20 protein-coding genes and 1 other annotated feature are annotated in these 23186 nt (G+C 41.5%); of the genes, 15 read left to right on the forward strand and 5 right to left on the reverse strand.

Annotation, left to right across the window (positions count from 1 at the left end; translation table 11 throughout):
* Positions 1 to 9 precede the first annotated feature (9 nt).
* From CYG50_RS23420 to CYG50_RS06225, 4 genes are read left to right on the forward strand one after another with little or no spacing between them, the layout of a single operon-like run.
* Entirely contained in the window at positions 10 to 1842 is a 1833-nt protein-coding gene (locus CYG50_RS23420) for an AAA family ATPase (protein ID WP_232368191.1), read from the forward strand.
* A gap of 1 nt (position 1843) precedes the next feature.
* A complete protein-coding gene (locus CYG50_RS06215; RefSeq protein WP_202981450.1) occupies positions 1844 to 2476 on the forward strand; it encodes a 4Fe-4S single cluster domain-containing protein in 633 nt (210 codons plus the stop codon).
* Positions 2477 to 2492: 16 nt separating this feature from the next.
* On the forward strand, positions 2493 to 8792 hold the full coding sequence (locus CYG50_RS06220; protein ID WP_102139221.1) for an AAA domain-containing protein: 6300 nt from the start codon (positions 2493 to 2495) through the stop codon (positions 8790 to 8792).
* On the forward strand, positions 8789 to 10141 hold the full coding sequence (locus CYG50_RS06225; RefSeq protein ID WP_102139220.1) for a hypothetical protein: 1353 nt from the start codon (positions 8789 to 8791) through the stop codon (positions 10139 to 10141). The genes CYG50_RS06220 and CYG50_RS06225 overlap by 4 nt, the downstream gene beginning before the upstream one ends.
* 103 nt (positions 10142 to 10244) lie before the next feature.
* On the opposite strand, the gene CYG50_RS06230 is transcribed toward CYG50_RS06225, so the two are convergent.
* Genes CYG50_RS06230 through CYG50_RS06245 form a run of 4 tightly spaced genes read right to left on the reverse strand, consistent with a single transcriptional unit; the run spans position 10245 to position 13794 of the window.
* On the reverse strand, positions 10245 to 11111 hold the full coding sequence (locus CYG50_RS06230; protein ID WP_096863947.1) for a metal ABC transporter permease: 867 nt from the start codon (positions 11109 to 11111) through the stop codon (positions 10245 to 10247).
* On the reverse strand, positions 11104 to 11994 hold the full coding sequence (locus CYG50_RS06235) for a metal ABC transporter permease (protein ID WP_102139219.1): 891 nt from the start codon (positions 11992 to 11994) through the stop codon (positions 11104 to 11106). The genes CYG50_RS06230 and CYG50_RS06235 overlap by 8 nt, the downstream gene beginning before the upstream one ends.
* The gene (locus CYG50_RS06240) at positions 11991 to 12881 is read right to left on the reverse strand and encodes a manganese/iron ABC transporter ATP-binding protein (RefSeq protein WP_102139218.1); all 891 of its coding nucleotides are present in this window, start codon (positions 12879 to 12881) and stop codon (positions 11991 to 11993) included. Before CYG50_RS06240 ends, CYG50_RS06235 begins: the two co-directional genes overlap by 4 nt.
* Position 12882: 1 nt before the next feature.
* Positions 12883 to 13794 (reverse strand): metal ABC transporter substrate-binding protein, encoded by a 912-nt coding sequence (locus CYG50_RS06245; RefSeq protein WP_102139217.1) that lies wholly within the window; start codon positions 13792 to 13794, stop codon positions 12883 to 12885.
* Between the two features lie 283 nt (positions 13795 to 14077).
* Here CYG50_RS06245 and CYG50_RS06250 point away from each other — a divergent pair, with 283 nt between their 5' ends.
* The gene (locus tag CYG50_RS06250; RefSeq protein ID WP_102139216.1) at positions 14078 to 14731 is read left to right on the forward strand and encodes a transglycosylase SLT domain-containing protein; all 654 of its coding nucleotides are present in this window, start codon (positions 14078 to 14080) and stop codon (positions 14729 to 14731) included.
* Here CYG50_RS06250 and CYG50_RS06255 read toward each other — a convergent pair.
* Positions 14725 to 15429, reverse strand: coding sequence for a MarC family NAAT transporter (locus CYG50_RS06255; RefSeq protein WP_102139215.1), 705 nt, complete (start codon positions 15427 to 15429; stop codon positions 14725 to 14727). The genes CYG50_RS06250 and CYG50_RS06255 overlap by 7 nt on opposite strands.
* A gap of 467 nt (positions 15430 to 15896) precedes the next feature.
* Between CYG50_RS06255 and fos the strand changes: the two genes are divergently transcribed.
* From fos to pheS, 10 genes are all read left to right on the forward strand, one after another.
* A complete protein-coding gene (fos, locus tag CYG50_RS06260; protein WP_102139214.1) occupies positions 15897 to 16310 on the forward strand; it encodes a fosfomycin resistance glutathione transferase in 414 nt (137 codons plus the stop codon).
* 102 nt (positions 16311 to 16412) lie between these two features.
* Positions 16413 to 16811, forward strand: a complete 399-nt coding sequence (locus CYG50_RS06265; RefSeq protein WP_102139213.1) for a hypothetical protein — start codon at positions 16413 to 16415, stop codon at positions 16809 to 16811.
* Between the two features lie 103 nt (positions 16812 to 16914).
* Positions 16915 to 17364 carry a methyltransferase family protein gene (locus tag CYG50_RS06270; protein WP_102139212.1) on the forward strand — a complete coding sequence of 150 codons (450 nt, stop codon included), beginning with the start codon at positions 16915 to 16917 and terminating at the stop codon, positions 17362 to 17364.
* Positions 17365 to 17724: 360 nt separating this feature from the next.
* The gene (gene thrS / locus CYG50_RS06275; protein WP_102139211.1) at positions 17725 to 19653 is read left to right on the forward strand and encodes a threonine--tRNA ligase; all 1929 of its coding nucleotides are present in this window, start codon (positions 17725 to 17727) and stop codon (positions 19651 to 19653) included.
* Positions 19654 to 19656: 3 nt separating this feature from the next.
* Complete coding sequence (gene infC / locus CYG50_RS06280; protein WP_102139210.1) at positions 19657 to 20196, forward strand: translation initiation factor IF-3; 540 nt, start codon at positions 19657 to 19659, stop codon at positions 20194 to 20196.
* Between the two features lie 421 nt (positions 20197 to 20617).
* Positions 20618 to 21157 carry a translation initiation factor IF-3 gene (infC, locus tag CYG50_RS06285; protein WP_071524539.1) on the forward strand — a complete coding sequence of 180 codons (540 nt, stop codon included), beginning with the start codon at positions 20618 to 20620 and terminating at the stop codon, positions 21155 to 21157.
* A gap of 95 nt (positions 21158 to 21252) precedes the next feature.
* On the forward strand, positions 21253 to 21450 hold the full coding sequence (rpmI, locus tag CYG50_RS06290; RefSeq protein WP_004263702.1) for a 50S ribosomal protein L35: 198 nt from the start codon (positions 21253 to 21255) through the stop codon (positions 21448 to 21450).
* 45 nt (positions 21451 to 21495) lie between these two features.
* Complete coding sequence (gene rplT, locus CYG50_RS06295; RefSeq protein ID WP_004263714.1) at positions 21496 to 21852, forward strand: 50S ribosomal protein L20; 357 nt, start codon at positions 21496 to 21498, stop codon at positions 21850 to 21852.
* 88 nt (positions 21853 to 21940) lie between these two features.
* Positions 21941 to 22070: a sequence feature (Phe leader region), on the forward strand.
* On the forward strand, positions 21947 to 21991 hold the full coding sequence (gene pheM / locus CYG50_RS23625; protein WP_136134757.1) for a pheST operon leader peptide PheM: 45 nt from the start codon (positions 21947 to 21949) through the stop codon (positions 21989 to 21991). Its footprint overlaps the feature before it by 45 nt.
* Positions 22071 to 22193: 123 nt before the next feature.
* Positions 22194 to 23177 (forward strand): phenylalanine--tRNA ligase subunit alpha, encoded by a 984-nt coding sequence (gene pheS / locus CYG50_RS06305; RefSeq protein WP_102139209.1) that lies wholly within the window; start codon positions 22194 to 22196, stop codon positions 23175 to 23177.
* Positions 23178 to 23186: the final 9 nt, after the last annotated feature.

Below are 23186 nucleotides of genomic sequence, written 5' to 3' on the forward strand. Positions count from 1 at the left end.
GCTATGAACATGGATTTTCAAAAACCGCGTTGGTTAAGAGACTTACTGCGATTTATTCCACTGAAAAGCCAGTTTGTCCTATTTGGTAATGTTCGTGACTTACAAGCCAGCGAAATTGCGCCGACGGTAGTGACACCGCTGCCATTTAACCAAGCACTCTTTAATAACTTATTTCAGGCTGGATATGCCTATGTGATCACCTACACACCACTTATTGGCTTCCAATGCGTGGCAAACTCCAAAGAAAACCCACAAGCGACTGCCACATTGATGCAAAACTTAGGTTTGCATATGGCTGATGATAAAGCCGCTGGTGGTATTGATATGCTAAATCATTTGCTGGAAAAATTTATTAACTACAAGCAGCAGCCAATTGCATTATGTATTGATTTCGCCTCTTGCTTGATTTCCCATCGCGATAATCTAACTCCGGCTGAGCACAGCTTATTTACTCGCGCTCTGGTGGTTTCTCATCAAGCCAAAGCGCGACCAACCGGGGAAAATAACCAGCCGTTCTACAATTCTATTTTTTGGATTGTGGAGAAAGAGACCGACCTGCCAGATTGGTTTTTAGTTAATAACCCACGAATAAGAGCCATTCCCGTGGCGAAGCCTGACAACCAAGTTCGTCGGGTCCTTACGCCAATGTTGCTTGCTTCCTTGGCGGATATTAATGGTATAGAACAGGCTGATAAAGATAGCTTATTTAATGATTTCATTGATGAAACAGAAGGTCTCTTATTATTAGACTTAACGGCAATAGTACAGCTTGCACGGATTGAAAATGTCCCTGTGACACGTATTAGTGATGCGGTACGGCGTTATAAAGTCGGCATAACGGAAGACCCATGGAAAAAAATTGATAAGCAGAAAATACATAACGCACCAGAGATTATTTCTCGCCGAGTTAAAGGCCAACAACACGCTGTCACCCATTTATTGGATATTATTAAACGTGCAATGACGGGAGTGGGGGGGCATAAAGGTGGTCGGCCTCGAGGCGTTTTGTTTCTAGCGGGGCCAACGGGGGTTGGGAAAACAGAGCTGGCGAAAACGGTCACTCAATTGCTATTTGGTGATGAAAGTGCCTACATCCGCTTTGATATGTCTGAATTTAGCGCTGAACATGCAGACCAACGCTTAATTGGTGCTCCTCCTGGCTATGTCGCTTATGACTCTGGTGGTGAATTGACAAATGCCATTCGTGAGAAGCCATTTAGCGTGGTACTGTTTGATGAGATAGAAAAAGCGCATCCGCATTTAATGGATAAGTTTCTACAAATTATTGATGATGGCGTATTGACCTCCGGCCGTGGAGATCGCGTCTATTTCTCGGAATCTTTAATTATTTTCACGTCAAATCTCGGTATTTATCGCTTGGATGCGAATGGTGAGCGAGTGGCGAATGTGCAACCCAGTGAGCCTTTTGAAACGGTGACACGCAATGTGAAAAGTGAGATCGAACGTCACTTTAAATTAGTACTAAATAGGCCTGAGTTACTCAATCGAATTGGGGAAAATATTATTGTTTTTGATTTTATTCGCCCCGATGTGGCACAGCAAATATTCGAACAAATGGTGGACAATATTCTTTCTGGTTTGGAAAAACAATCGCTGACGATTACCATTTCCTCACAAGCCAAAGAGACGTTAAAACAACATTGCTTAGCCGATTTATCTAATGGTGGTCGAGGTATACGTAACCAATTAGAAAGCTATTTAATTAACCCGTTATCTCGTGCTGTTTTCGACCAAGATTTGCAACCTAATTCAGCTTATCAAATTGTTGAAATTGCCACAGGCGAAACCACGCAAATCACGTTAGCTGTGATGAGTAATTGATGTGGTGAATATTAGTGTTTCACGGATCCATTTCCCAATTACGGCCTTAGGCCCCGGAAAACGTATTGGTATCTGGTTCCAAGGTTGTTCATTACGTTGTAAAGGCTGTCTTTCTCCTGATACATGGCAAGTGAAAGACAATAACATCACGGTAGAACAATTGTTGGAACAGATCACTGAGTGGCTACCGTTGGCAGATGGCATCACGATTTCTGGGGGAGAGCCATTTGAGCAACCTGAAGCCTTATTCGCATTAGTTAGTGGGATTAAACAGCTAACAGACGCGGATATTTTAGTCTATAGCGGTTATCAATGGGATGACATAGAAAAGCGTGTTTTACAAATGGCTCCCTGTATTGATGCCTTGATCAGTGAGCCATTCAAAGTGGATCTTCTGCAAACCCAAATGCTCAAGGGTAGTGATAATCAACAATTACATATGTTGACACCATTAGGAAAAGCACGATTTATGGCATACCAGCGTTCGACGACACCAGAAGATAAAGTACTGGATTTAGCGTTTGACGAAACCGGGCGGCTATTTTTGGCGGGTGTCCCTGAACGTAACGATATGTTGCGCCTACGTACCTTGATTGAGCAGCAAGACCAGTCTTTGCAACAACTAAAAAAATAATTAATTGGATGAATGGATGACCATGATACGTTTTTGCCCACATTGCCAAACAGAGAGACCATTAACTGAAATTTTTTGTGCGGGGCAAATTAAAACACCACAAGGAGATAATCAGTTTTGTGGTTGGGATTTAACCCTTGAAGCCATTCATGAATCTGGCTGGCGTCCTATTGATGAGCCCAATACATCGATTGAGCGTCCACAACTCAATATTGCTGAAAATAATCAAATTATTGAACAAAGAGTTTGTGTGAATGGGCATACCATGGATGAGGGGGATTTTATTTGCCTCGAATGTGGGGAAGATGCTGCGGTTGAGCCAAGCAATGCTGAGGAACAATCTCAACAACTGATAGGCAATTGGCGGCTTGAGCGACGTATAAATCAAAATGATAGTCTACGGGAGCGTTACTTAGTCACACATATTGAAAGTGAAAAAAGTGGCGTACTTACCTTATATCAAAAAGGTGAAGAACCTGATCCAACTATTTACCAAGTACTTCAATTGCTCCCAACAGACCACGTACCTGAATTTTATGAAACAGGCCGCTGGGAAAACCGTGCTTGGCATGTGACTGAATTACTGGAAGGTGGCTCACTCAGCCAATTTATTCAGCAAGGGGATTTTTGGCAACTTCATGAAATTCCGAAATTAGTTGAGGAAATGGGGAAAGCGATAGCGGCATTTACCGAACATGGTTTGCGCCATCGCAACCTATGTCCCGCTAATTTATTGATCCGCAGCCGTGAGCCTTTAGATATCGTTGTTATTGAATATGGCTCTGCGAGTTTGTCTGAGTTTGACCTTGATATCGTGACCCCTTTGGATATTTCCCGTTATAGCGCACCAGAAACTTTAGCAGGCGGTGTAAGCGCTGCATCAGACTGGTGGAGTCTCGGGGTTATTCTATTAGAACAGCTAACCCGAGGACAGTGTTTCGCTCAAGTTCATGATAATGCGTTCTTAATTCAAGTCATGACCAATGGCATTGATTTACCTGATGATTTAGACCCTAACTTACAATTATTATTACGTGGATTACTGTGTCGGGATCGTTTTTTACGTTGGCAATGGCCACAGGTGTCAGCATGGCTAGAAGGGAAAGCCGTCCAAGCCCCACAAACCGCGATAGCAGGCTCGCCAGCTCAATACCATCAAGTCCAGTTTACAGGTCAGCAATTTTCTCAGCCAGATACTTTTGCCATGGCTGCTGGTGAACAAGCTCATTGGGATGATGCTGTGCAATTTTTGTTACGCGGGGAGTTAACATCATGGCTCGCAAAATTTGATAATAGCCAGGAGCAGTTAAAGCAACTTCAGGGCTTTTTAGATAGTGAAAAATCGCTAGATGGATCCGTGCAAAGTGAAATTAATCAAGATATTAAGCTAACTTTAGCCTTAAAAATCCTCAACCCGAATATGCCATTTATTTATCGTGGCGAAATCATCACACCAGCGTGGTTATTAGAACAACCTATTCTTGCTTATACCCTCATTAGTGAACCATTAACTCAACATATTCAGAATATTGACCCACAACATTGGTTAGTGCAGCTCTACCACCGCCAGTGTTTAGTACGCCAACGCGCTGAACAATTGAATATATTACTCAATGAAGAAAGCTTGAAACTGTATTTGTTGATCACGTCAATAAGCCAGCTCGCTGCGCGTTGGGAATTGCTGCATAGCCAGTTTCCTGACTCTCATAACGAAAGCCTACAAGCCTTATTAGATAGACAAAATCGACAAGAAATTGATTATATTTTATTGCTAAGTGCCGATATTGGGCAATTTGTTTCACTGACCGCATTAGTCGAGCAATCTTTTGAATTAGCAAAACAAAATGATATCCACAGTTTTGATAGCGAAATAGCCAAAAACCAGCTTTTGTTACCAAGAGGGGAGCTATACCAGCTCATTAACCTCCGAGTCAGTGATTTTAAACGAATTGGGCTTCCTGAACTCGATAGTTGGGTGGATAACTTTTTATTAACGCGTCGCTTGCCATTAGAAAAAATACTCGTTTTGCTCGCTATTCCATTCGAACATTGGCAAGTCCCCGAGTCACAAAAATATGTTCTTGAAGTTCTAAGGTTTTTTACACAAAAGCTCACGTCAGTGACACAACGTGGAAACCTAGTGCGCATGCGTTTAACGCAAAATACTGGGCGAGTCGATTTAATGGAATGTGATAGCCCGGTTCGCCGTGCGAATATGCTACTCGAACACTTATTGAACCGTAAAAAAAGTGCGGTTAGCATTGATAGTGATTTATTATTGCAGCATCGGGGCGTCAATAGCCGATTACGGATCCTACAATCAGATACGCAGTTATATCAACGGGATACGGGTATTGATGGCATGTATCTTGGTTTCCCATTCTTATTATTGCACACACAGCCGAACCAAATTAAACCGCGAATAGCGCCTTTATTTTTATGGCCGGTTTCGTTGCGTACTTCTTTAGCTCAAAATAGCCCCATTCAGCTTAGTTTTGATCAGGAGCGGGGGGCAATACGCTTAAATCCAGCACTCGCAAGCTTTGCGGGTATACCTTCAGTGACTGAATGGCAAACAGTATTAGATAATTTATTATCTAAAGCGGGTTTAACCATTGAAGATATGATGGAAACACTTGCGCCTTTATTACCGATACAAGGTACGGAACTGACGCCACTTCCGTCGATCACGACCTCAATTGCAGAGAACAGTGCACAAATCTGTTGTTCAGCGGTACTCTTCCATACCTCGTTTATTGGCCAGGCGATGAGTAGCGATCTACAGCAAATTGCTGGGCTACCTATTTCCCAAACAGCCTTAGCGACAATGCTAAAAGTCTCACCGCTCAATAGCACGAGCGAAACGCAGCCAGATAATTTACTTAACCAGTATGCGTTGTCATTGGCCGATCCATCACAAGAACAAGTTGTTCAAGCTGCACAAGCGAACACGGGGCTGCTGATTGAAGGGCCGCCAGGGACAGGGAAAAGTCAAACCATCGTGAGTTTGATTGCGGATGCAATAGGATGTCAGCAAACCGTTTTAGTGGTATGTCAAAAACCTGCGGCATTAGAGGTGGTCTATAAGCGTTTGATTGCTAATGGATTAGGAGATAGAGCGCTATATATCAGCCAAGGCCAAAGAGGCCGTGACACTATTTTGGCAGTGAGGGAGCAAATTGAGCAACTTTGGGAACAAGAAAAAAGCCAGCTCAGTGAGCGTGATTGGTCAGGAGAAAGAATTCATCTTGTTAATCGCGTTCAGCTATTTGAACGAAAATTAGACAACTACTTTCACTCGATGAATAATATCGACGAAAAGTTTCAAGTTTCTTATAAACAAGTATTAACCCAGTTGATTGAACTTGAAAAGCTTCCTCATTTTGATATTGATGAACAGGAAATTAAGCCATTATTAGCGCAACTTGATAGCCATACGATTGAGCAACTAACGGATGACTTGAAGTTACATGCATATACTTGGTGGCAATTGGATTATGAAAATAATGCACTAAACGCCTTAGCACAGTTTACGGTAGAAGAGCCTCAATATTTATTGTTTAATCAATCTATTACAAGGTTGATTGATACTGAAAAACAGCGTGATGAAGCTTACCAAACACAATATCAGCAAATCACGTTGACTCAATTATCGACTCATGAGCAATGGCTAATACAGCATGAAGTACAATTTAACCAATTAACGGCTGAACAATGGCAGGAATTCTCCCGTTGGTTACCACTATTTCGCGGTGAAACGGGAAATTCCATTATTCAGCAACTTGAGCTGTTGTATCAGCGATTATTATCGATTAATGCAGAAAATATCGACCCGTTATTATTCCCTGTGTTTAGGGGGCTTGATAATCAGCATCTTGCCCAATTATCGCGAGCATTGATGGAAACAATGCAAGGGTCATGGTTACGTTTCTTGAACCCGTATTACTACCGTCGGCAAAACCAATTGCAGTCATTTATGGCAACGAGTGGCTTAGCGTCGACGACTGAAAAACAGACGTTAGTGCTTGACACCATTGGTGTTGAGCAACAATGGCGCTTACTTGAAAAAGAATTACAACCATTATATCAACAGCTTGGTCTTGAACTTCAGCCAAACCACCAGTGGCGTAGCACATTGCAACCGCTGGTCATGCAATTAAAACGAGTGGCAGATATGGCTGAGCTTCTCGCTCAGTATCCTGAACCTGTGCATTTTATAGACGCGATTATTCAGCAACAAAGAACGGGGTTTACTCATCAATGCTGTGAAATCAGGGCGGCAATAGCCAAATTACGCGCAAGAACGGAAAGCTTGAACCAACTGAGTGAGCTAGACAGTGTATTTTCACCAGAAACAGTTGAACGGTTTAAAGTGGCCGTGGCAAACGGCGAGTCATATACGGCTGAACTGGTGAAAATAGAGCAACAAAAAGAAAATTTATTGCGTTACCAATCATTTAGGTCGGATACGCAACACTTTTCACAACAGCATTGGGGGCTCCTTGTGCTATTAAAACCGGCAATCAAGCAGCTTATTGCCACTGACGGTTTCACAACGCAATGGCGAGAACAATTAGTCCAAACTGTTAACTATTACTTCTGTCTGTTCACTAAAGCGCAGTTAGTGGCAACATTGCCTGCATTAAGTACCAACCACGACCAGCTGATGTCGGATCTAGCCGAACTAGAGAATGCCCAAAGACAATTACAACAATTCAATAAATTGGCATTGACGGCGAATATAGATATCAAAATGTTAGGAAACCGCCGTGAATGGGAAGAAATTACTCGTTTAGCAGGGCCAAGAGCTCGACGTTTGAGGGAGTTTATACAAGAAGGTAGAGATATTGGGTTAATGCAACTACGGCCGGTTTGGTTAATGACACCCGATGTTGCGAGCCAAGTACTTCCACTTGAAAGCGCTATGTTTGACAGCGTAATCTACGACGAAGCCTCACAGATGCCAATTGAATTTGCATTATCGACCTTATTTAGAGCCAAGCAGGCTATTGTGAGTGGCGATGAAAAGCAAATGCCGCCATCAAAATTTTTCACAGGTAAGCTAATTGAAGACGACATTGATGACGAAGACGATGACCAACAAGAATTGGCGGGAGAGCAATGGGATTATCGGCAAATCAGTGATTGTCCTGATTTATTGCATTTAGCGCGAACTGTATTACCTATTCATACATTGGATATTCATTACCGTTCTGCCTATCGAGAACTAATCAATTTCTCCAATTTTGCTTTTTATGAAAATAGGCTCAACATCCCAGCACAATTTTCTGCCAAAATGGTCAGTGAAATTAAGCCATTACAGCTTATTCCAGTTAATGGTACCTATGTTAACCAAAGCAATGAAGCTGAAGCTAACGCCATCGTGGAACATTTGGCTTCAATGTGGCAACGGCCTTTCGAGCAGCGGCCTTCTGTGGGGGTCGTCACGTTTAACCAAAAACAAGCAACATTAATTAACCAAATAATTCAATTACGTGCAGCACAGGATGAAGGCTTTCTTCAGGCGTATACGCAGGAAAACCAACGCACTCATGATGACGAAGATATGTCATTTTTTGTGAAAAATGTGGAAAATGTACAAGGTGATGAAAGGGATGTGATTTTATTTTCTACCACATTTGGTCGTAATGCGCAGGGGACATTCAGGCGTAACTTCGGGGTACTAGGGCAAACTGGTGGAGAACGGCGTTTAAATGTCGCGATCACTCGTGCTCGCCAGCAAGTTGTGATTATGACATCGATGCCAATAGATGAAATTTCTGATTTATTAGCCACTTACCGCAAACCGGAAATCCCACGAGATTATTTACAAGGCTATCTGGCTTATGCATTAAATGCATGCAACCCATTGATGAAAAAAGAAAATGAAAAACTACTCCACCGCATGTGCCATACACAGTCTGCGGTTGGTAGCGAAGCACTCCCACAAAATGCGTTTGTCGATTCGGTCATGGGCTTTATTCGGCAAAGTGGCTGGCAGGTGACCACCTCAAGCCAAAATGGGGTATTCCATTTTGATGGTATTGTTGAGGAGCAAACCAGCGGCCGTTTGCTCATCGGCATTGAATGCGACATGCCATCACACCCACTATTGAAAACAGCCCGTTCTAGGGAACTGTGGCGTAGCACTGTTCTGACGCGTGTGGTACCCGCACGCTATCGAGTGTCTATTATCGAATGGTATCAAAATCGCGATTTGGCACAGCAACAACTGCATGATGCCATTTCACAGGCTTTATTAACTTCATCACTCTCTCAAATAGAGAGCCAAAATCCGCAAGAAGGTGCGTTATGAGTTCATCGGTTCATCGTATAACTGTTAGAGAAATGAATGAAATTCAGTGCCGGCGTCAGCTTGCGGTAGCTAAACGTCGATTTAAACAGTGGCAAGTATTGGCAAATAGTAGCCAATATCATCCGCCGCGTATTGCACAAATCACGCAAGCTTATCAGCAGCTAATGGAAAATTCTGCTCAGCTTGCCACATTGTCATCACGCAATTTAAGCTTGTTGAATAACCAATTAGTTGAGTTTACAGGGACACTGAATAACGAAGTACAGGAAGTTCGTGAGCAACAACTTGAAAAACAAGCGCTATTAGCCCGGACAAAAAAACACAGAGAACATAATTTGGCTGAGTTAATCACATTGGTTCGTGAAAAACTGCCAAATGAAGCCGAACTACTTGCACAATTAGTTTCGGCAAGTGAACAGGATGAAAGCCAATCTAATAAACTGATTTTTAAAGCATTAGCTACATTGAGCCAGCAATCAATGGTGCTAGCGCCAACAGCAGCTGCATTATTGGAACAGCTAAAAGCACAATCTGAAGGTGTAAAACAATTTTGGCAATCAGGCTTACCTCAAACACCGTTTGCCAAACAATGTGAACAGATCCTATTGATGATTGAAAAGCTGAAATTGATGACCTCAATTGATGATGCTCAACGTGCTGAGCAACAACTGGTTGAGCTTCGGGAGCTTAAAGAAGGCACACAGCGCCATTTACGTGCCGACTCATTGATCATGACATTGGCGGAGCAATTAAAGTTAAGCCAGCAACGCGTCGAGCTTATCGATAAAATTGAACAGCTTTGTGATGAATTGGCTATTTTTGCGAGTGACGAAAATGAAGCCATGATTTCGAGTGCGTTAGCGAGTATACCATCAAGCTCGATAGAAGCGTTAACCACATGGGTCGATAAGCTAGGCAGCGCAGTGAGTGTAGCCGAGCAACAAGTTGTTGCTGCTGCACAAAGGAAAACGGTCTTAGATGGGTTAGGGAAACTCGGTTATCAAGTTCAAGATACGGATGTTAAAGCATGGCTGGATGATGGCAAAGTGGTTGTCACACATTCTGCCACGCCGGGATATGGGCTTGAATTAGGCGGGAAACAAGCGCGTTTTCAAGCGCGTACAGTGGCTTTTTCTACAGGGCGAGATAATTCACGAGACCAGGATGTTGATGCAATTTGGTGCAATCAGCACCAACAATTACAAGATATTATTGCCCAAACAGATGCGGAACTTGTTGTTGAGCAGGCACTACCAGCAGGAAGTGGCGAAATGAAAGTGTATGAAACTCAATCTGAAGAGCAACGTCGCAATATAGCTGTAAACCACCCCAAAACACGCAGTAAGTAAATATGGCTAAAAAAGCTTTAGTCACATATTAGAAAATTATTTAAAATAAAAAAGCTGAATTCGTTAGGCGCGAATTCAGCTTTTTTGTTATGTCTGCCATTTATTATGCGGTATGCATACTTTGTGGGTTTGTTTGACTTCTTTTACGTGCCAGTACTAGCTTGCTATAGAGCAGGGCTATTACGAAATAAACCGCTTGAGTAACGACTATGGTTGGCCCGGTTGTCGCATTGATGTGAAAACTCAGGATAGTCCCAATAACACTCGATGTTACCGAAGCGATGATGGCGACGACGAGCATTTTTCCGAAGCTCCGACATAGAACAAATGCAATAATCCCCGGTGAGATCAGCATGGCAATAACTAAAATGATCCCAACCGCTTGCAGTGAAGCGACAATGGTTAATGCAAGTAAAGACAGTAAACCATAATGGATCAGCTTGACGGGTAGGCCAATCACACGGGCTTGGTTTGGGTCAAAACAATACAGCATAAAATCTTTACGTTTCAGTAAGATAATCGCAATGGTTACCCCTGCAAATAACAGGATTTGCTTAAACTCGCTATCCGTGATCCCTAAAATATCACCAAATAAAATATGCGTAAGGTGCTGTTCTGTATCTATTTTAGCAAACATCACCAAGCCAATAGCAAACATTCCTGAGAAGACGATACCCATTACGGTATCTTCTTTTATCCGACTATTTTCTTTTAAATACCCCGTTGCGACAGCGCAGAATAAGCCAGAGGCAAACGCACCAATAGCCAAGGGAATACCTAATAAAGAGGCAATGATAATCCCGGGTAACACTGCGTGGGAAATAGCATCCCCCATGAGTGACCACCCTTTTAATACTAAAAAGCACGATAAAATGGCACACACAGTCCCACTCACAATTGCGGTGATCAATGCTTTTTGCATAAAAGGAAATGCAAACGGAGCCATCAATAAGTCAATGAAATCACTCATGAGATGCTCCTTGTTGGTGTGATTGATGCAACCGAGCGACTTCCTTTTTTGCTTTACGCTTTGAGGCAAAAATACCGTGTTTAGGCGCAAAGAAAAATGCTAGCAGGAAAATAATGGTTTGTAGGGTGACAATTAACCCACCTGTAGCACCATTAAGGAAATAACTGATGTAAGCGCCAACAGCACTGGTTACGGTGCCAATCGTGACGGAGATAATAAGTAAGCGTTTAAATTGGTCAGTTAATAAATAGGCGGTTGCACCTGGCGTGACGACCATTGCGATAACAAGAATAGCGCCAACTGTTTGCAAGGCAGCAACGGTACAAGCACTTAATAATGTGAAGAAAATTATTTTTAGGCGTAATGGATTCAAGCCAATTGACCGTGCGTGACTTTCATCGAAAAAAACGGCTAATAAATCTTTCCATAAACACAACAGAATAATAAATGAAACGCCGATAATAATTTCTACTTGTAATACGTCAGAATCCGCAATACCTAAAATATTACCAAAAATAATACTTTGTACATTCACAGATGTTGGGTTCAATGAAACGATCAACAAACCTGCCGCAAAAAAAGTAGAAAATATAAAGCCAATAACAGCATCTTCACGCAAACGAGTTAGATGTTTTATTAATGTCATGGCAAGTGCTGCAAGGATCCCGGTAAAAAAGGCGCCTGCCGCATAGGGTAAACCTAAAGCATAAGCACCAGCCACCCCAGGGACAACGGAGTGGGAGAGCGCATCTCCCATTAATGACCAGCCTTTTAGCATCAAATACGCTGATAAAAATGCACAGACAGCACCAACAATGGCGCTGACCCAAATGGCTTTTATCATGAAATCGTATTCAAAGGGCTGTAATAACATCTCAATCATTCGGAACCCTTAGCTTGGTTTTTTCGAACGGGAGCATCATGGTCATGACCATAGAATACAGCCGCTCTTTCATCATCGGTAATGACGGTGACAGAGCGTGGGTCATCGTCGTCATGAAGCTCTTGACCTGACAGGTTAATATGACGCAATACACCACCAAACGCGTTTTGTAGATTACGCTGTGTAAACGTGGTTTCGGTTGGGCCACTGGCTAACACCGTGCGATTGATTAAGATAACATGGTCGCAAAACTCAGGCACACTACCCAAGTTATGAGTTGAAACGAGGATCAGATGGCCTTCGTCACGCAAACTACGCAGTAGGTCTATAATGGCATTTTCAGTTTTAACATCAACCCCAGTAAAGGGTTCATCAAGGAGTAAAACTTTACCTTCTTGTGCGAGCGCTCGAGCTAAAAAAACCCGTTTTTTCTGGCCACCTGAAAGCTCGCCTATTTGGCGATGTTCAAGCCCTGCAAGGTCAACCCGTTCTAATGCCATTTTGACCGCATCTTTATCGGCTTGTTTAGGGATGCGAAAAAAACCCATTTTGCCATAACGCCCCATCATCACAACATCAGAAACGAGAACGGGGAAGTTCCAGTCAACTTCTTCCGTTTGTGGGACGTATGCAATCACGTTTTCTTTCAGTGCCGTTTTTATTGGCTGATCATTTAATGTCACACTACCTGAAGATGGGGTGACAAGCCCCATAATGGTTTTAAATAGCGTTGATTTGCCACTGCCATTTACGCCAACTAAGGCACAAATAGAGCCACCAGAGATAGTAAAGCTTGCGTCGTAGATAGCGGTGTGACCATTATTATATGTTACAGTCGCATCATCGACGATAAGATTCGGGTGTTCGAATTGACTTGAATGATTCATATTACTGTGAAAATCCTTTCGCTATCGTGTCTACAGTCGTATTTAAAAGATCTATATAGGTTGGTACTGGGCCATCGGCAGTTGATAATGAGTCAACATATAATACGCCGCCGTATTTTGCCCCGGTTTCTTTACTGACTTGGCGAGCAGGCTTATCAGAAATTGTACTTTCACTGAATACCACAGGGATGTTGTATTTGCGGACAGTATCAATCACTTTTTTCACTTGTTGAGGAGAGCCTTGCTCTTCTGCATTGATTGGCCATAAATAGACTTCTTTAAAGCCGTAATCTTTCGTTAAATAGCTAAATGCGCCTTCACTTGAGACTAACCAACGTTCATTTTCTGGAATACGGTTTAAGCGTTCACGTAAAGGGGTATCAAGCTCTGCAATTTGCTGCGCATATTTTTTCGCATTGGCATTATATGTTTCTGCATTTTCAGGATCATATTTAACTAGAGCTTGGCGAATATTTTCAATATAAATTTTAGCATTAGCAGGAGACATCCAGGCATGTGGGTTCGGGTTGTCTTTATACTCACCTTCACGGATTGGCATTGGCTCAATACCTTCAGTGACTACGACAGCAGGGACATTCTTAAAGTTTTCAAAGAAACGTTGGAACCAAACTTCCAAATTCATCCCATTCCATAAGATTAAATCTGCGTCATAGGCTTTCATAATATCTTTAGGCGTCGGTTGATAACCGTGGATTTCTGCTCCAGGCTTCGTTATAGACTCGACAATTGCCGCATCTCCAGCTACATTTTGAGCGATATCTTGGATAATGGTAAAAGTGGTAACGACTTTAAATTTTTTAGCAAAAGCCGGCTGACTAAAAAAGATGACTGCTATCAAAGCAAACATACTGGTTAGTAAAGGTGCAGATAATCGAGATACGTTCTTCTTCATAAAAGTTGACCCTGACATTATTGGTTTAGCGTTTTTTAACATACAGTTGTTAAGGTTTATAACAATTATATTTTATATCTCAACTGATAATGATTATCAATATCAATTGAGAAAAATAAACATAAAAAATGTGGAATAGCATTATTCGTCATTATGGGCTTCTAAGTCCCATGGTTATTTGTATGACTAAAACACGTCCTGAAGTAAAAGTTAAGTAAAAATTATTTTATTTTTCTTAGGATTAGTTATTCTGCCATCGGCTTCCATCGTAGAGGATTCGACAGTGAAAAAAATAATTGGCGGCACTTTTGCGCTACTGCTACTTGCAGGTTGTTCAAGCGAGCCAGATAGGCCTGTAACAAAACAGCGGATGCTAGAGCCTACAGGGCCTGTAACAGCACAAAATACGACATTCCCAAGAACGCCTTTTGATGAGTTTATTCGTGAGTCTGCGGCTCGTTACAGTGTTGATGAAGCTTTAATTAGGGCCATTATTGAGGTCGAATCCAACTTTAGGCCTGAAGTTGTCAGTAAATCAAATGCAATAGGTTTGATGCAGATAAAAGCGTCGACAGCGGGACGTGACGCATATCGTTATCAGGGAAAGTCGGGGGAGCCGAGTTCTCGTGACTTAAAAGATCCACAAAAAAATATTGATATTGGAACAACTTATATTCGTATTTTAAAGGAGCAACATCTTGCTGGAATTAGCCACCCTCAGACATTATATTATGCAACGGTTGTCGCTTATGTGAACGGGGCGGGGGCATTATTAAGAACATTTGATAATGATAAAGGCCGGGCGATTGCAATGATTAACAGCTTATCGCCGGAAGAATTTTATCAACACGTGCAAACAAAGCATCCTGCACCGCAAGCCCCACGCTATTTGTGGAAAGTTAAAAATGCTTACAATGCATTAGCGATGTCTTATTGATATTCCTTCATTAAATATGGGAGCTGCGCGACAATTTCAACAATGCCGTTGATAACAAATTGCACTCCCATACAGATTAATAAGAACCCCATCACCCGAGCGATTGCATCAATACCGCTATTACCTAACCACCTCATAATCGAAGTTGCGCCTTTTAAACCAATCCAAACGATAAAGCTTGCAATAAAAAAGGTGATAACGGGGGCGACTTTTAAAACCCATGGAGCGAAACTAACATTACCTTGTAATGATGCAGTGGAGCTGATGATCATGGCGATAGTACCTGGGCCAGCAGTACTCGGCATCGCAAGGGGAACAAAAGCAATACTAGGGGATTCTTGGCGTTTTTTGGGAACATTCGGGTCATCAAGGGCATTGGTAGTCGGGTCTTCTCCAACATCACTGCTAGGAAACAGCATGCCAAAGCCAATAAATGCCACAATTAACCCACCTGCAATTCTAAGACCTGGTATTGATATTCCAAATGTATTCATAACTAACTGGCCTGCATAAAAAGCGATAGTCATAATTGCGAACACATAAATAGAAGCCAATAATGATTGATGGTCACGCTGCTCTTTTGTCATATTAGCAGAAATACTTAACATGACCGCAATAGCAGTTAAAGGGTTGGCAAGAGGAAGTAGTAGCACAAGACCAATACCAACGGCTTGAAATAGTTCAAAAAAATTTGTCATGGAAGTTTGATTCAAGCTCCTGATTAATGTAAATAAAACACCTTATCTCAAATGATAGCAAAATTTCTTATAGATCTGTAGGTTAGCATTTATAGCTAGAGGGATACTTTATGAAAGGGGACGATTACAGTACTGATGGGTAAGAATTAATATCAACTATCATTTATTAGCTTGAAGATAATTGGAGTTGTTCACATTAACTGTGGATAACAATGGCCTTCATCTGTGAATAACTTACTTTATTTATTAAATAACAATGGGATATTGAGTTGTGGTAAAAGTATTCAATTTTTACAGGCAAAAAAAAACCTTTTTATAGGGGGATAAAAAGGTTAAGGGCATTTCGTAACAGGTTGTCTTTAAGTTGATATGGAATGTAGTATATCTGCTGCAATGTTATTTACTGATAATTTATGTAAATTCATTAAAAGAATTCAATGTAATAGGCAACCAAAGAGTAAAAAAATATGTTAAACGGAATCAACCACTTAACGTTAGCTGTAACTGATTTGGATAAAAGTATTGGTTTTTATCAATCACTACTTGGTATGAAGTTACATGCGAGTTGGAAAAAGGGCGCCTATATATCCTGTGGCGATTTATGGTTATGTCTATCATTAGATACAACTCGCCAATTCTCGTCCCCAGAAAAAACGGATTACACACACTATGCCTTTAACGTTGATGCGAAAGACTTTCTTATCGTTGTTGATCGGCTAATGCAAGCGAATGTCATTGTCTGGAAAGAAAATAAAAGTGAAGGAGATTCTTTTTATTTTCTTGATCCAGATGGCCACAAATTAGAATTACATGTAGGCGGTTTATTACAACGCTTAAAGAGCTGCCAAGAAAAACCGTATGAAGAAATGAAATTTTATTAAAAAAGTCATGGATTTCTTTACAAAGGATTTTTAATTTTAAAAATAGCTTTACGCAGAGTTGTATATCCTATTTTCAGTTAATTTTGAGTAATAGGAAAAAGAATGAAAAAACTTATAGCGACATTAGCCGGGGCGTCTATGCTATTAGTTTTGGCAGCCGCCATGTTACTAATCGTTTTTCCTCAGCAGTGGAAGCAAAGTATTTATCCGAATATATCCCAAGCCTTACCAACATCGCTCAGTGCTATTTTACCGCAGGGTTTAGCCAGTAATGATATTTGTAATAGCTTAGAGGATAACCTGCAAAGTTTTACTGATTATCTTAAAGTGAATCAGGACATTGTTGATGTAAAGGGAATGAATAGCTTAGATGAACAACTTGCCAATATTCAAACCAGAATTGATTCTATGCCCAGTGATGTGCGAAATTTAGTTTGCCAGCAAGAATATAGTAAACTAGAAGGTTTAAAGAGTGTGTTTTCCTTAAGTCCCAATAACTAATTATTTTTGTCGTTAATATCACTCCTCTATATGTTCCTCCACTCAAATTTATATATTCATTTATGGTATGTTAATAGCATCATTTTGGCTTGTAGGTAACATGATGAATATATTTAAATTACCATTATTGAATTGGTTAGTCGCTAATGGGGTCGCTGTATATTTTCTTTCCAAGCAAGGTCTTTTAGACTGGACGTTTTCTGGTTGGATGGGGATCTTAGGTATCTTAGTGGCACTTGAAAGTGTCAGTTGGGTCGCGACAAGCCTTTATTATTTTTATAAACATAAAACATCACCAAATCCTACTGTAAAGGCAACGCATTTAGTGACTAACGGGCCTTACCGATTTTCACGTAATCCAATGTATTTAGCTTTCACATCAATGAGCTTGGCTTTAGCTTTCTTCTCGCACTCTTCTTATTTTTTGATAGCGGGTTTGGTCTTTTGGTTAATTACCGACTTGTACACTATTCCGCAAGAAGAGCGATTTTTAGCGGAAAAATTCAATGAAGAGTGGGAGCGTTATCGCAAGCAGACACGACGTTGGCTATAATGACTAAAGAATTAGTCGTATCCAGTGGATCGCATTGGTATCGGCTTTCTTTCGCAAAAAAAGAGAAACTATTTCCTGCATTAGATAGCCTATTCGCCATTTAATCGGGAAGGTGTTGATTTTTCAGATGAAGAATAACAATTAGCGGCATTACGCTATCGCCATAAAATAGGTCTGTGTTATCATTAGTAGTTGAGTTACTCACGATGTAACGAAATAGGGCGCTTAAGCTGCCCATATTTGTGTACATATCTTGCATAGTGAAGTGAGAAATCGTTAGTAACGTATTGATTTATAACTTTGGAATAATCAAGCAAGTGATCTTTCGTGTGGGTCACCACTGCTGATAAGGATTTTTTAATGCCTGTTATTACTCTTCCTGATGGAAGTCAGCGTCAGTTTGACCATCCCGTTTCAGTGATGGATGTTGCTCGTGACATCGGAGCGGGTTTAGCTAAAGCCTGTATCGCGGGTCGAATTAATGGTGAACGTGTTGATGCATGTGAAATAATTGAACATGATGCAAACGTGTCCATTATTACGAGCAAGGATGAAGACGGACTCGAAATTATTCGTCACTCTTGTGCTCACCTGTTAGGCCATGCCATCAAGCAATTATGGCCAAATACGAAAATGGCGATTGGTCCTACTATCGACAATGGTTTTTACTATGATGTCGATTTAGACCACATGCTGACGCAGGAAGACTTGGAAAAGCTTGAAAAGCGTATGCTTGAGCTTGCCAAAACAGATTATGAGGTGGTGAAAAAACGTGTTTCTTGGAGCGAAGCTCGTGAAACTTTCGTTGCCCGTGGCGAAGACTATAAAGTTGAAATTTTAGATCAAAATATTAGTCAAGATGACCGCCCAGGTTTATATCATCACGAAGAATATGTTGACATGTGTCGCGGTCCGCACGTACCAAACATGCGTTTTTGCCACCATTTTAAATTACAGAAAGTGGCTGGCGCATACTGGCGTGGTAACAGCGATAACAAAATGCTGCAACGTATTTACGGCACCGCATGGGCTGATAAAAAACAATTAGCAGCCTATTTATTACGTTTAGAAGAAGCAGCTAAGCGTGACCACCGTAAAATTGGTAAACAATTAGATTTATACCATATGCAAGAAGAAGCGCCGGGTATGGCTTTCTGGCATAATGACGGTTGGACAATTTTCCGTGAACTGGAAACCTTTGTACGCACTAAACTGAAGGCCTATAATTATCAGGAAGTGAAAGGGCCATTTATGATGGACCGCGTATTATGGGAAAAAACAGGTCACTGGGATAACTATAAAGATGCCATGTTCACGACTTCATCTGAAAACCGTGAATATTGTGTCAAACCAATGAACTGCCCGGGTCACGTACAGATTTTCAACCAAGGTTTGAAATCATATCGTGACTTACCATTGCGCATGGCAGAATTTGGTAGCTGTCACCGTAATGAGCCATCAGGTGCGTTGCACGGCTTAATGCGTGTGCGTGGCTTTACTCAGGATGATGCACATATCTTCTGTACTGAAGAGCAAATCTTAAGTGAAGTAACCAGCTGTATTGAAATGATTTATGATGTTTATGCAACTTTCGGTTTCGAAAAAATTGTTGTAAAACTATCAACTCGCCCTGAAAAACGTATCGGCACTGACGATATGTGGGACAGAGCGGAAGAAGATTTGGCTAATGCCCTGAAATCAAAAGGTATTGAATTTGAATACCAACCAGGTGAAGGTGCATTTTATGGTCCGAAAATCGAGTTTACGCTGTATGACTGCCTTGACCGTGCATGGCAATGTGGTACTGTCCAGTTAGACTTCTTCTTGCCGGGCCGTTTAACAGCTTCCTATGTAGGTGAAAATAACGAACGTATCGTTCCTGTGATGATCCACCGTGCAGTGTTAGGTTCACTAGAACGCTTCATTGGTATCTTAACAGAAGAGTATGCGGGCTTTTTCCCAACATGGTTAGCACCACAGCAAGTGGTCGTAATGAACATTACTGATAGTCAAGCAGACTATGTTCAAGAATTAGTTAGCAAGCTGCAAAGTGTTGGCATTCGTGCGAAAGCGGACTTACGTAACGAGAAAATCGGCTTTAAGATCCGTGAACACACGCTGCGTCGCGTCCCTTACATGTTAGTATGTGGTGATAAAGAAGTTGAATCAGGTAAAGTTGCTGTACGTACCCGTCGTGGTAAAGACTTAGGTAGCCTTGATGTCAACGAATTCATGACAAAACTGCTTGAAGAGATCCGCAGTCGTCAACTCAATCAGATGGAGGAATAAGGTATTAAAGGCGGAAAAAAACTCCCAACAGCGCGTCCAAATCGTATTAACGATGAAATTCGCGCAACAGAAATCCGTGTCACTGGTTTAGACGGTGAACAACTTGGCGTAATGAGTGTGCGTGAAGGCCTCTTTAAAGCAGAAGAAGCTGGTGTCGATTTAGTCGAAATCAGCCCAAATGCCGAGCCGCCAGTTTGTCGTATCATGGACTACGGTAAATATCTTTATGAGAAGAGTAAGTCTCAAAAAGAACAAAAGAAAAAACAAAAAGTTGTTCAAGTGAAGGAAATTAAATTTCGTCCAGGAACAGACGAAGGCGACTACCAAGTTAAACTACGTAGTTTAATTCGCTTTTTGGAAGATGGTGACAAAGCTAAAGTAACACTGCGTTTTCGTGGTCGCGAAATGGCTCACCAACAGATTGGCTTAGAAGTGCTTAACCGCATCAAAACCGATCTGGATGAACTGGCATCAGTTGAATCATTCCCATCAAGGATTGAAGGACGCCAGATGATCATGGTATTGGCACCAAAGAAAAAATAATTAAGCCAGTATGGTTATAGCGAAGTATTGCTAGAGTCTAGCAGCGCTCATTTGGGCGCTGCTTCTCTGTTTTATTCGTGATGAAAAATTTTATTATTGATGAAAGTAATGCCATACCAGCTAAGGTAATCGGTATATTTAACGTCTTGTTATTTTCTTCATTAATGAATCAAAGTAATTGTGTCAAAGCGATAATTGGCCTCAAAAGCCAAGTTTTCAAACAGTTCAGAATGATTTATTGCAAGAATTACTTGAGTAATCCAGCAAGAAGCATTAAAATCCGCGGTCGAATCACTTTGTCAGCGCATAGCGCATTAGGGCAAACTAAGAATATCGTACATGCGTCAAGTAGTAACTATTGAGTGACGGGTGTATTTGCTTGAGAGAAGCAAATCTCTTTATCCAATTGGAGGAATGAAGTATTAAAGGCGGAAAAAGAATCCCAACAACACGTCCAAATCGTATCAATGATGAAATTCGTGTTCCAGAGGTCCGTTTAACAGGTTTAGACGGTGAACAGTTAGGCATCATGAGCGCACGCGAAGCGCTTGAAAAAGCTGAAGAAGCAGGCGTAGACCTCGTTGAAATCAGCCCAAATGCTGAACCGCCAGTTTGTCGTATCATGGATTACGGCAAATTCCTTTATGAGAAGAGCAAATCTCAAAAAGAGCAAAAAAAGAAACAAAAAGTTGTTCAGGTGAAGGAAATTAAATTCCGCCCTGGTACAGATGAAGGTGATTATCAGGTCAAACTACGCAACCTGACTCGCTTTCTAGAAGATGGTGATAAAGCTAAAGTTACGCTGCGTTTTCGCGGTCGTGAAATGGCTCACCAGCAGATCGGTCTGGAAATGCTTAACCGCATCAAAGCTGATCTGGAAGAGCTGGCATCCGTGGAATCTTTCCCTTCAAGAATTGAAGGACGTCAGATGATCATGGTGCTGGCACCGAAGAAGAAATAATTAGGCCTGCAAGTAATATTCGTTTATAGCAATATAGATGTTATTCGCCTAATTAATTCGTAGTTAATCACAATGCGAAGTTGGAAATAAAAGAAATGCCAAAGATTAAAACTGTACGTGGCGCAGCAAAGCGCTTTAAAAAAACTGCAGGCGGTGGCTTTAAGCGTAAGCATGCAAACCTTCGTCATATCCTGACTAAAAAGTCAACTAAGCGTAAACGCCATTTACGTCCGAAAGGAATGGTATCTAAGGGCGACCTGGGTCTGGTAGTAGCCTGCCTGCCTTACGCATAAGTAAACAATTTAGTTAATTAAGATAAAAGACGATAGGAGATAGCTATGGCTCGCGCAAAACGTGGTGTAATCGCACGTGCACGTCACAAAAAAATTCTGAAGCAGGCGAAAGGTTACTATGGTGCACGTTCACGTGTTTACCGCGTAGCGTTTCAGGCGGTAATTAAAGCTGGTCAATACGCTTACCGTGACCGCCGTCAACGTAAACGTCAGTTCCGTCAACTGTGGATCGCACGTATCAACGCTGCGGCTCGTCAGAACGGTCTGTCTTACAGCCGTTTCATCAATGGCTTGAAAAAAGCTTCAATTGAAATCGACCGTAAGATCTTAGCAGACATCGCAGTTTTCGATAAAGCAGCATTCACTGCTTTAGTAGAAAAAGCGAAAGGCGCTTTAGCTTAATTGTTTGCTTGAAAAGAGGAGGGTAACTTCCTCTTTTCATTTATAGTTATTTGTGTTAATACTTTAGATACAGTCAGTTATTGAGAGTTAGTTCATGCATTCTGTTATTTTTCGTTTCTTTTTTTACTTTAGCACCTGAATATCGGGGGCTTTTGCGCGTAAATAGAAAGAAGAAATGAAAGATTACGCTAAAGCCTCCTTAGGGAGGCTTTTTTGTTTCTAGTTTTAGATTAAGTAAAGTAAAATCAGTTAAGTATTCATTCATTACCAAATGGAATGTGAAGCTTAATATATATAGTGAATAACTAGCAAAAAGACCAATTGGTCATAAAGGGGAAACAATGCCACATCTCGCTGAGTTGGTTGCACAGGCAAAAGCAGCCATTGAACAGGCCCAAGATGTTGCTACGTTGGAATCAGTGCGTGTTGAATATTTAGGCAAGAGCGGCCATTTCACACTACAGATGAAAACGTTGCGTGAACTGCCTGCTGAGGAACGTCCAGCAGCAGGGGCTGTGATAAATGAAGCTAAAGTACAGGTTCAAGATGCTCTGAACGCCCGTAAGGACGCGATGCAAGCTGAAATCCTTAATGCACGTCTGGTATCAGAAAAAATTGACGTGTCATTACCAGGGCGTCGAATGGAAAATGGTGGGTTACACCCAGTGACCCGCACAATTCAGCGAATTGAAGAATTTTTTGGCGAATTAGGTTTCTCTGTTGAAACAGGCCCAGAAATCGAAGATGACTACCATAACTTTGATGCGCTAAATATCCCTGCTCACCACCCTGCGCGTGCAGACCACGATACTTTTTGGTTTGATGCAAAACGCTTATTGCGTACGCAAACATCAGGTGTACAAATCCGTACAATGAATGGTCAACAACCACCGATTCGTATCATTGCCCCGGGTCGTGTATATCGTAATGATTACGACCAAACGCATACACCTATGTTCCATCAAACAGAAGGCCTGATTGTTGATAAAGATATCAGCTTTACCAATCTAAAAGGCACATTGCATGATTTCTTGAATAACTTCTTTGAAGAGGAAGTTCAAGTACGTTTTCGACCATCATATTTCCCATTCACCGAACCTTCAGCGGAAGTTGATGTTATGGGTAAAAATGGTAAATGGTTAGAAGTATTAGGCTGCGGAATGGTTCATCCAAATGTATTGCGTAATGTAGGTATTGACCCTGAAGTCTACTCTGGATTTGCCTTTGGTATGGGGATGGAGCGCTTAACAATGCTACGTTACGGTGTTTCTGACCTACGTGCATTCTTCGAAAATGATCTTCGTTTCCTCAAACAGTTTAAATAAGGCGGGTCT

The organism is Providencia huaxiensis (assembly GCF_002843235.3).
Lineage (GTDB): Bacteria > Pseudomonadota > Gammaproteobacteria > Enterobacterales > Enterobacteriaceae > Providencia > Providencia huaxiensis.

What these genes read in the sequence shown, in the direction of transcription:
- CYG50_RS06255 (WP_102139215.1), bottom strand. Translation starts at nt 15,429, where the DNA reads ATGACAAATTTTTTTGAACTATTTCAAGCCGTTGGTATTGGTCTTGTG.
- pheS (WP_102139209.1), top strand. Translation starts at nt 22,194, where the DNA reads ATGCCACATCTCGCTGAGTTGGTTGCACAGGCAAAAGCAGCCATTGAA.
- CYG50_RS06230 (WP_096863947.1), bottom strand. Translation starts at nt 11,111, where the DNA reads ATGAGTGATTTCATTGACTTATTGATGGCTCCGTTTGCATTTCCTTTT.
- CYG50_RS06245 (WP_102139217.1), bottom strand. Translation starts at nt 13,794, where the DNA reads ATGAAGAAGAACGTATCTCGATTATCTGCACCTTTACTAACCAGTATG.
- fos (WP_102139214.1), top strand. Translation starts at nt 15,897, where the DNA reads ATGTTAAACGGAATCAACCACTTAACGTTAGCTGTAACTGATTTGGAT.
- CYG50_RS23420 (WP_232368191.1), top strand. Translation starts at nt 10, where the DNA reads ATGGATTTTCAAAAACCGCGTTGGTTAAGAGACTTACTGCGATTTATT.
- rpmI (WP_004263702.1), top strand. Translation starts at nt 21,253, where the DNA reads ATGCCAAAGATTAAAACTGTACGTGGCGCAGCAAAGCGCTTTAAAAAA.
- CYG50_RS06240 (WP_102139218.1), bottom strand. Translation starts at nt 12,881, where the DNA reads ATGAATCATTCAAGTCAATTCGAACACCCGAATCTTATCGTCGATGAT.
- rplT (WP_004263714.1), top strand. Translation starts at nt 21,496, where the DNA reads ATGGCTCGCGCAAAACGTGGTGTAATCGCACGTGCACGTCACAAAAAA.
- CYG50_RS06220 (WP_102139221.1), top strand. Translation starts at nt 2,493, where the DNA reads ATGACCATGATACGTTTTTGCCCACATTGCCAAACAGAGAGACCATTA.
- CYG50_RS06235 (WP_102139219.1), bottom strand. Translation starts at nt 11,994, where the DNA reads ATGATTGAGATGTTATTACAGCCCTTTGAATACGATTTCATGATAAAA.
- CYG50_RS06225 (WP_102139220.1), top strand. Translation starts at nt 8,789, where the DNA reads ATGAGTTCATCGGTTCATCGTATAACTGTTAGAGAAATGAATGAAATT.
- CYG50_RS06265 (WP_102139213.1), top strand. Translation starts at nt 16,413, where the DNA reads ATGAAAAAACTTATAGCGACATTAGCCGGGGCGTCTATGCTATTAGTT.
- CYG50_RS06270 (WP_102139212.1), top strand. Translation starts at nt 16,915, where the DNA reads ATGAATATATTTAAATTACCATTATTGAATTGGTTAGTCGCTAATGGG.
- thrS (WP_102139211.1), top strand. Translation starts at nt 17,725, where the DNA reads ATGCCTGTTATTACTCTTCCTGATGGAAGTCAGCGTCAGTTTGACCAT.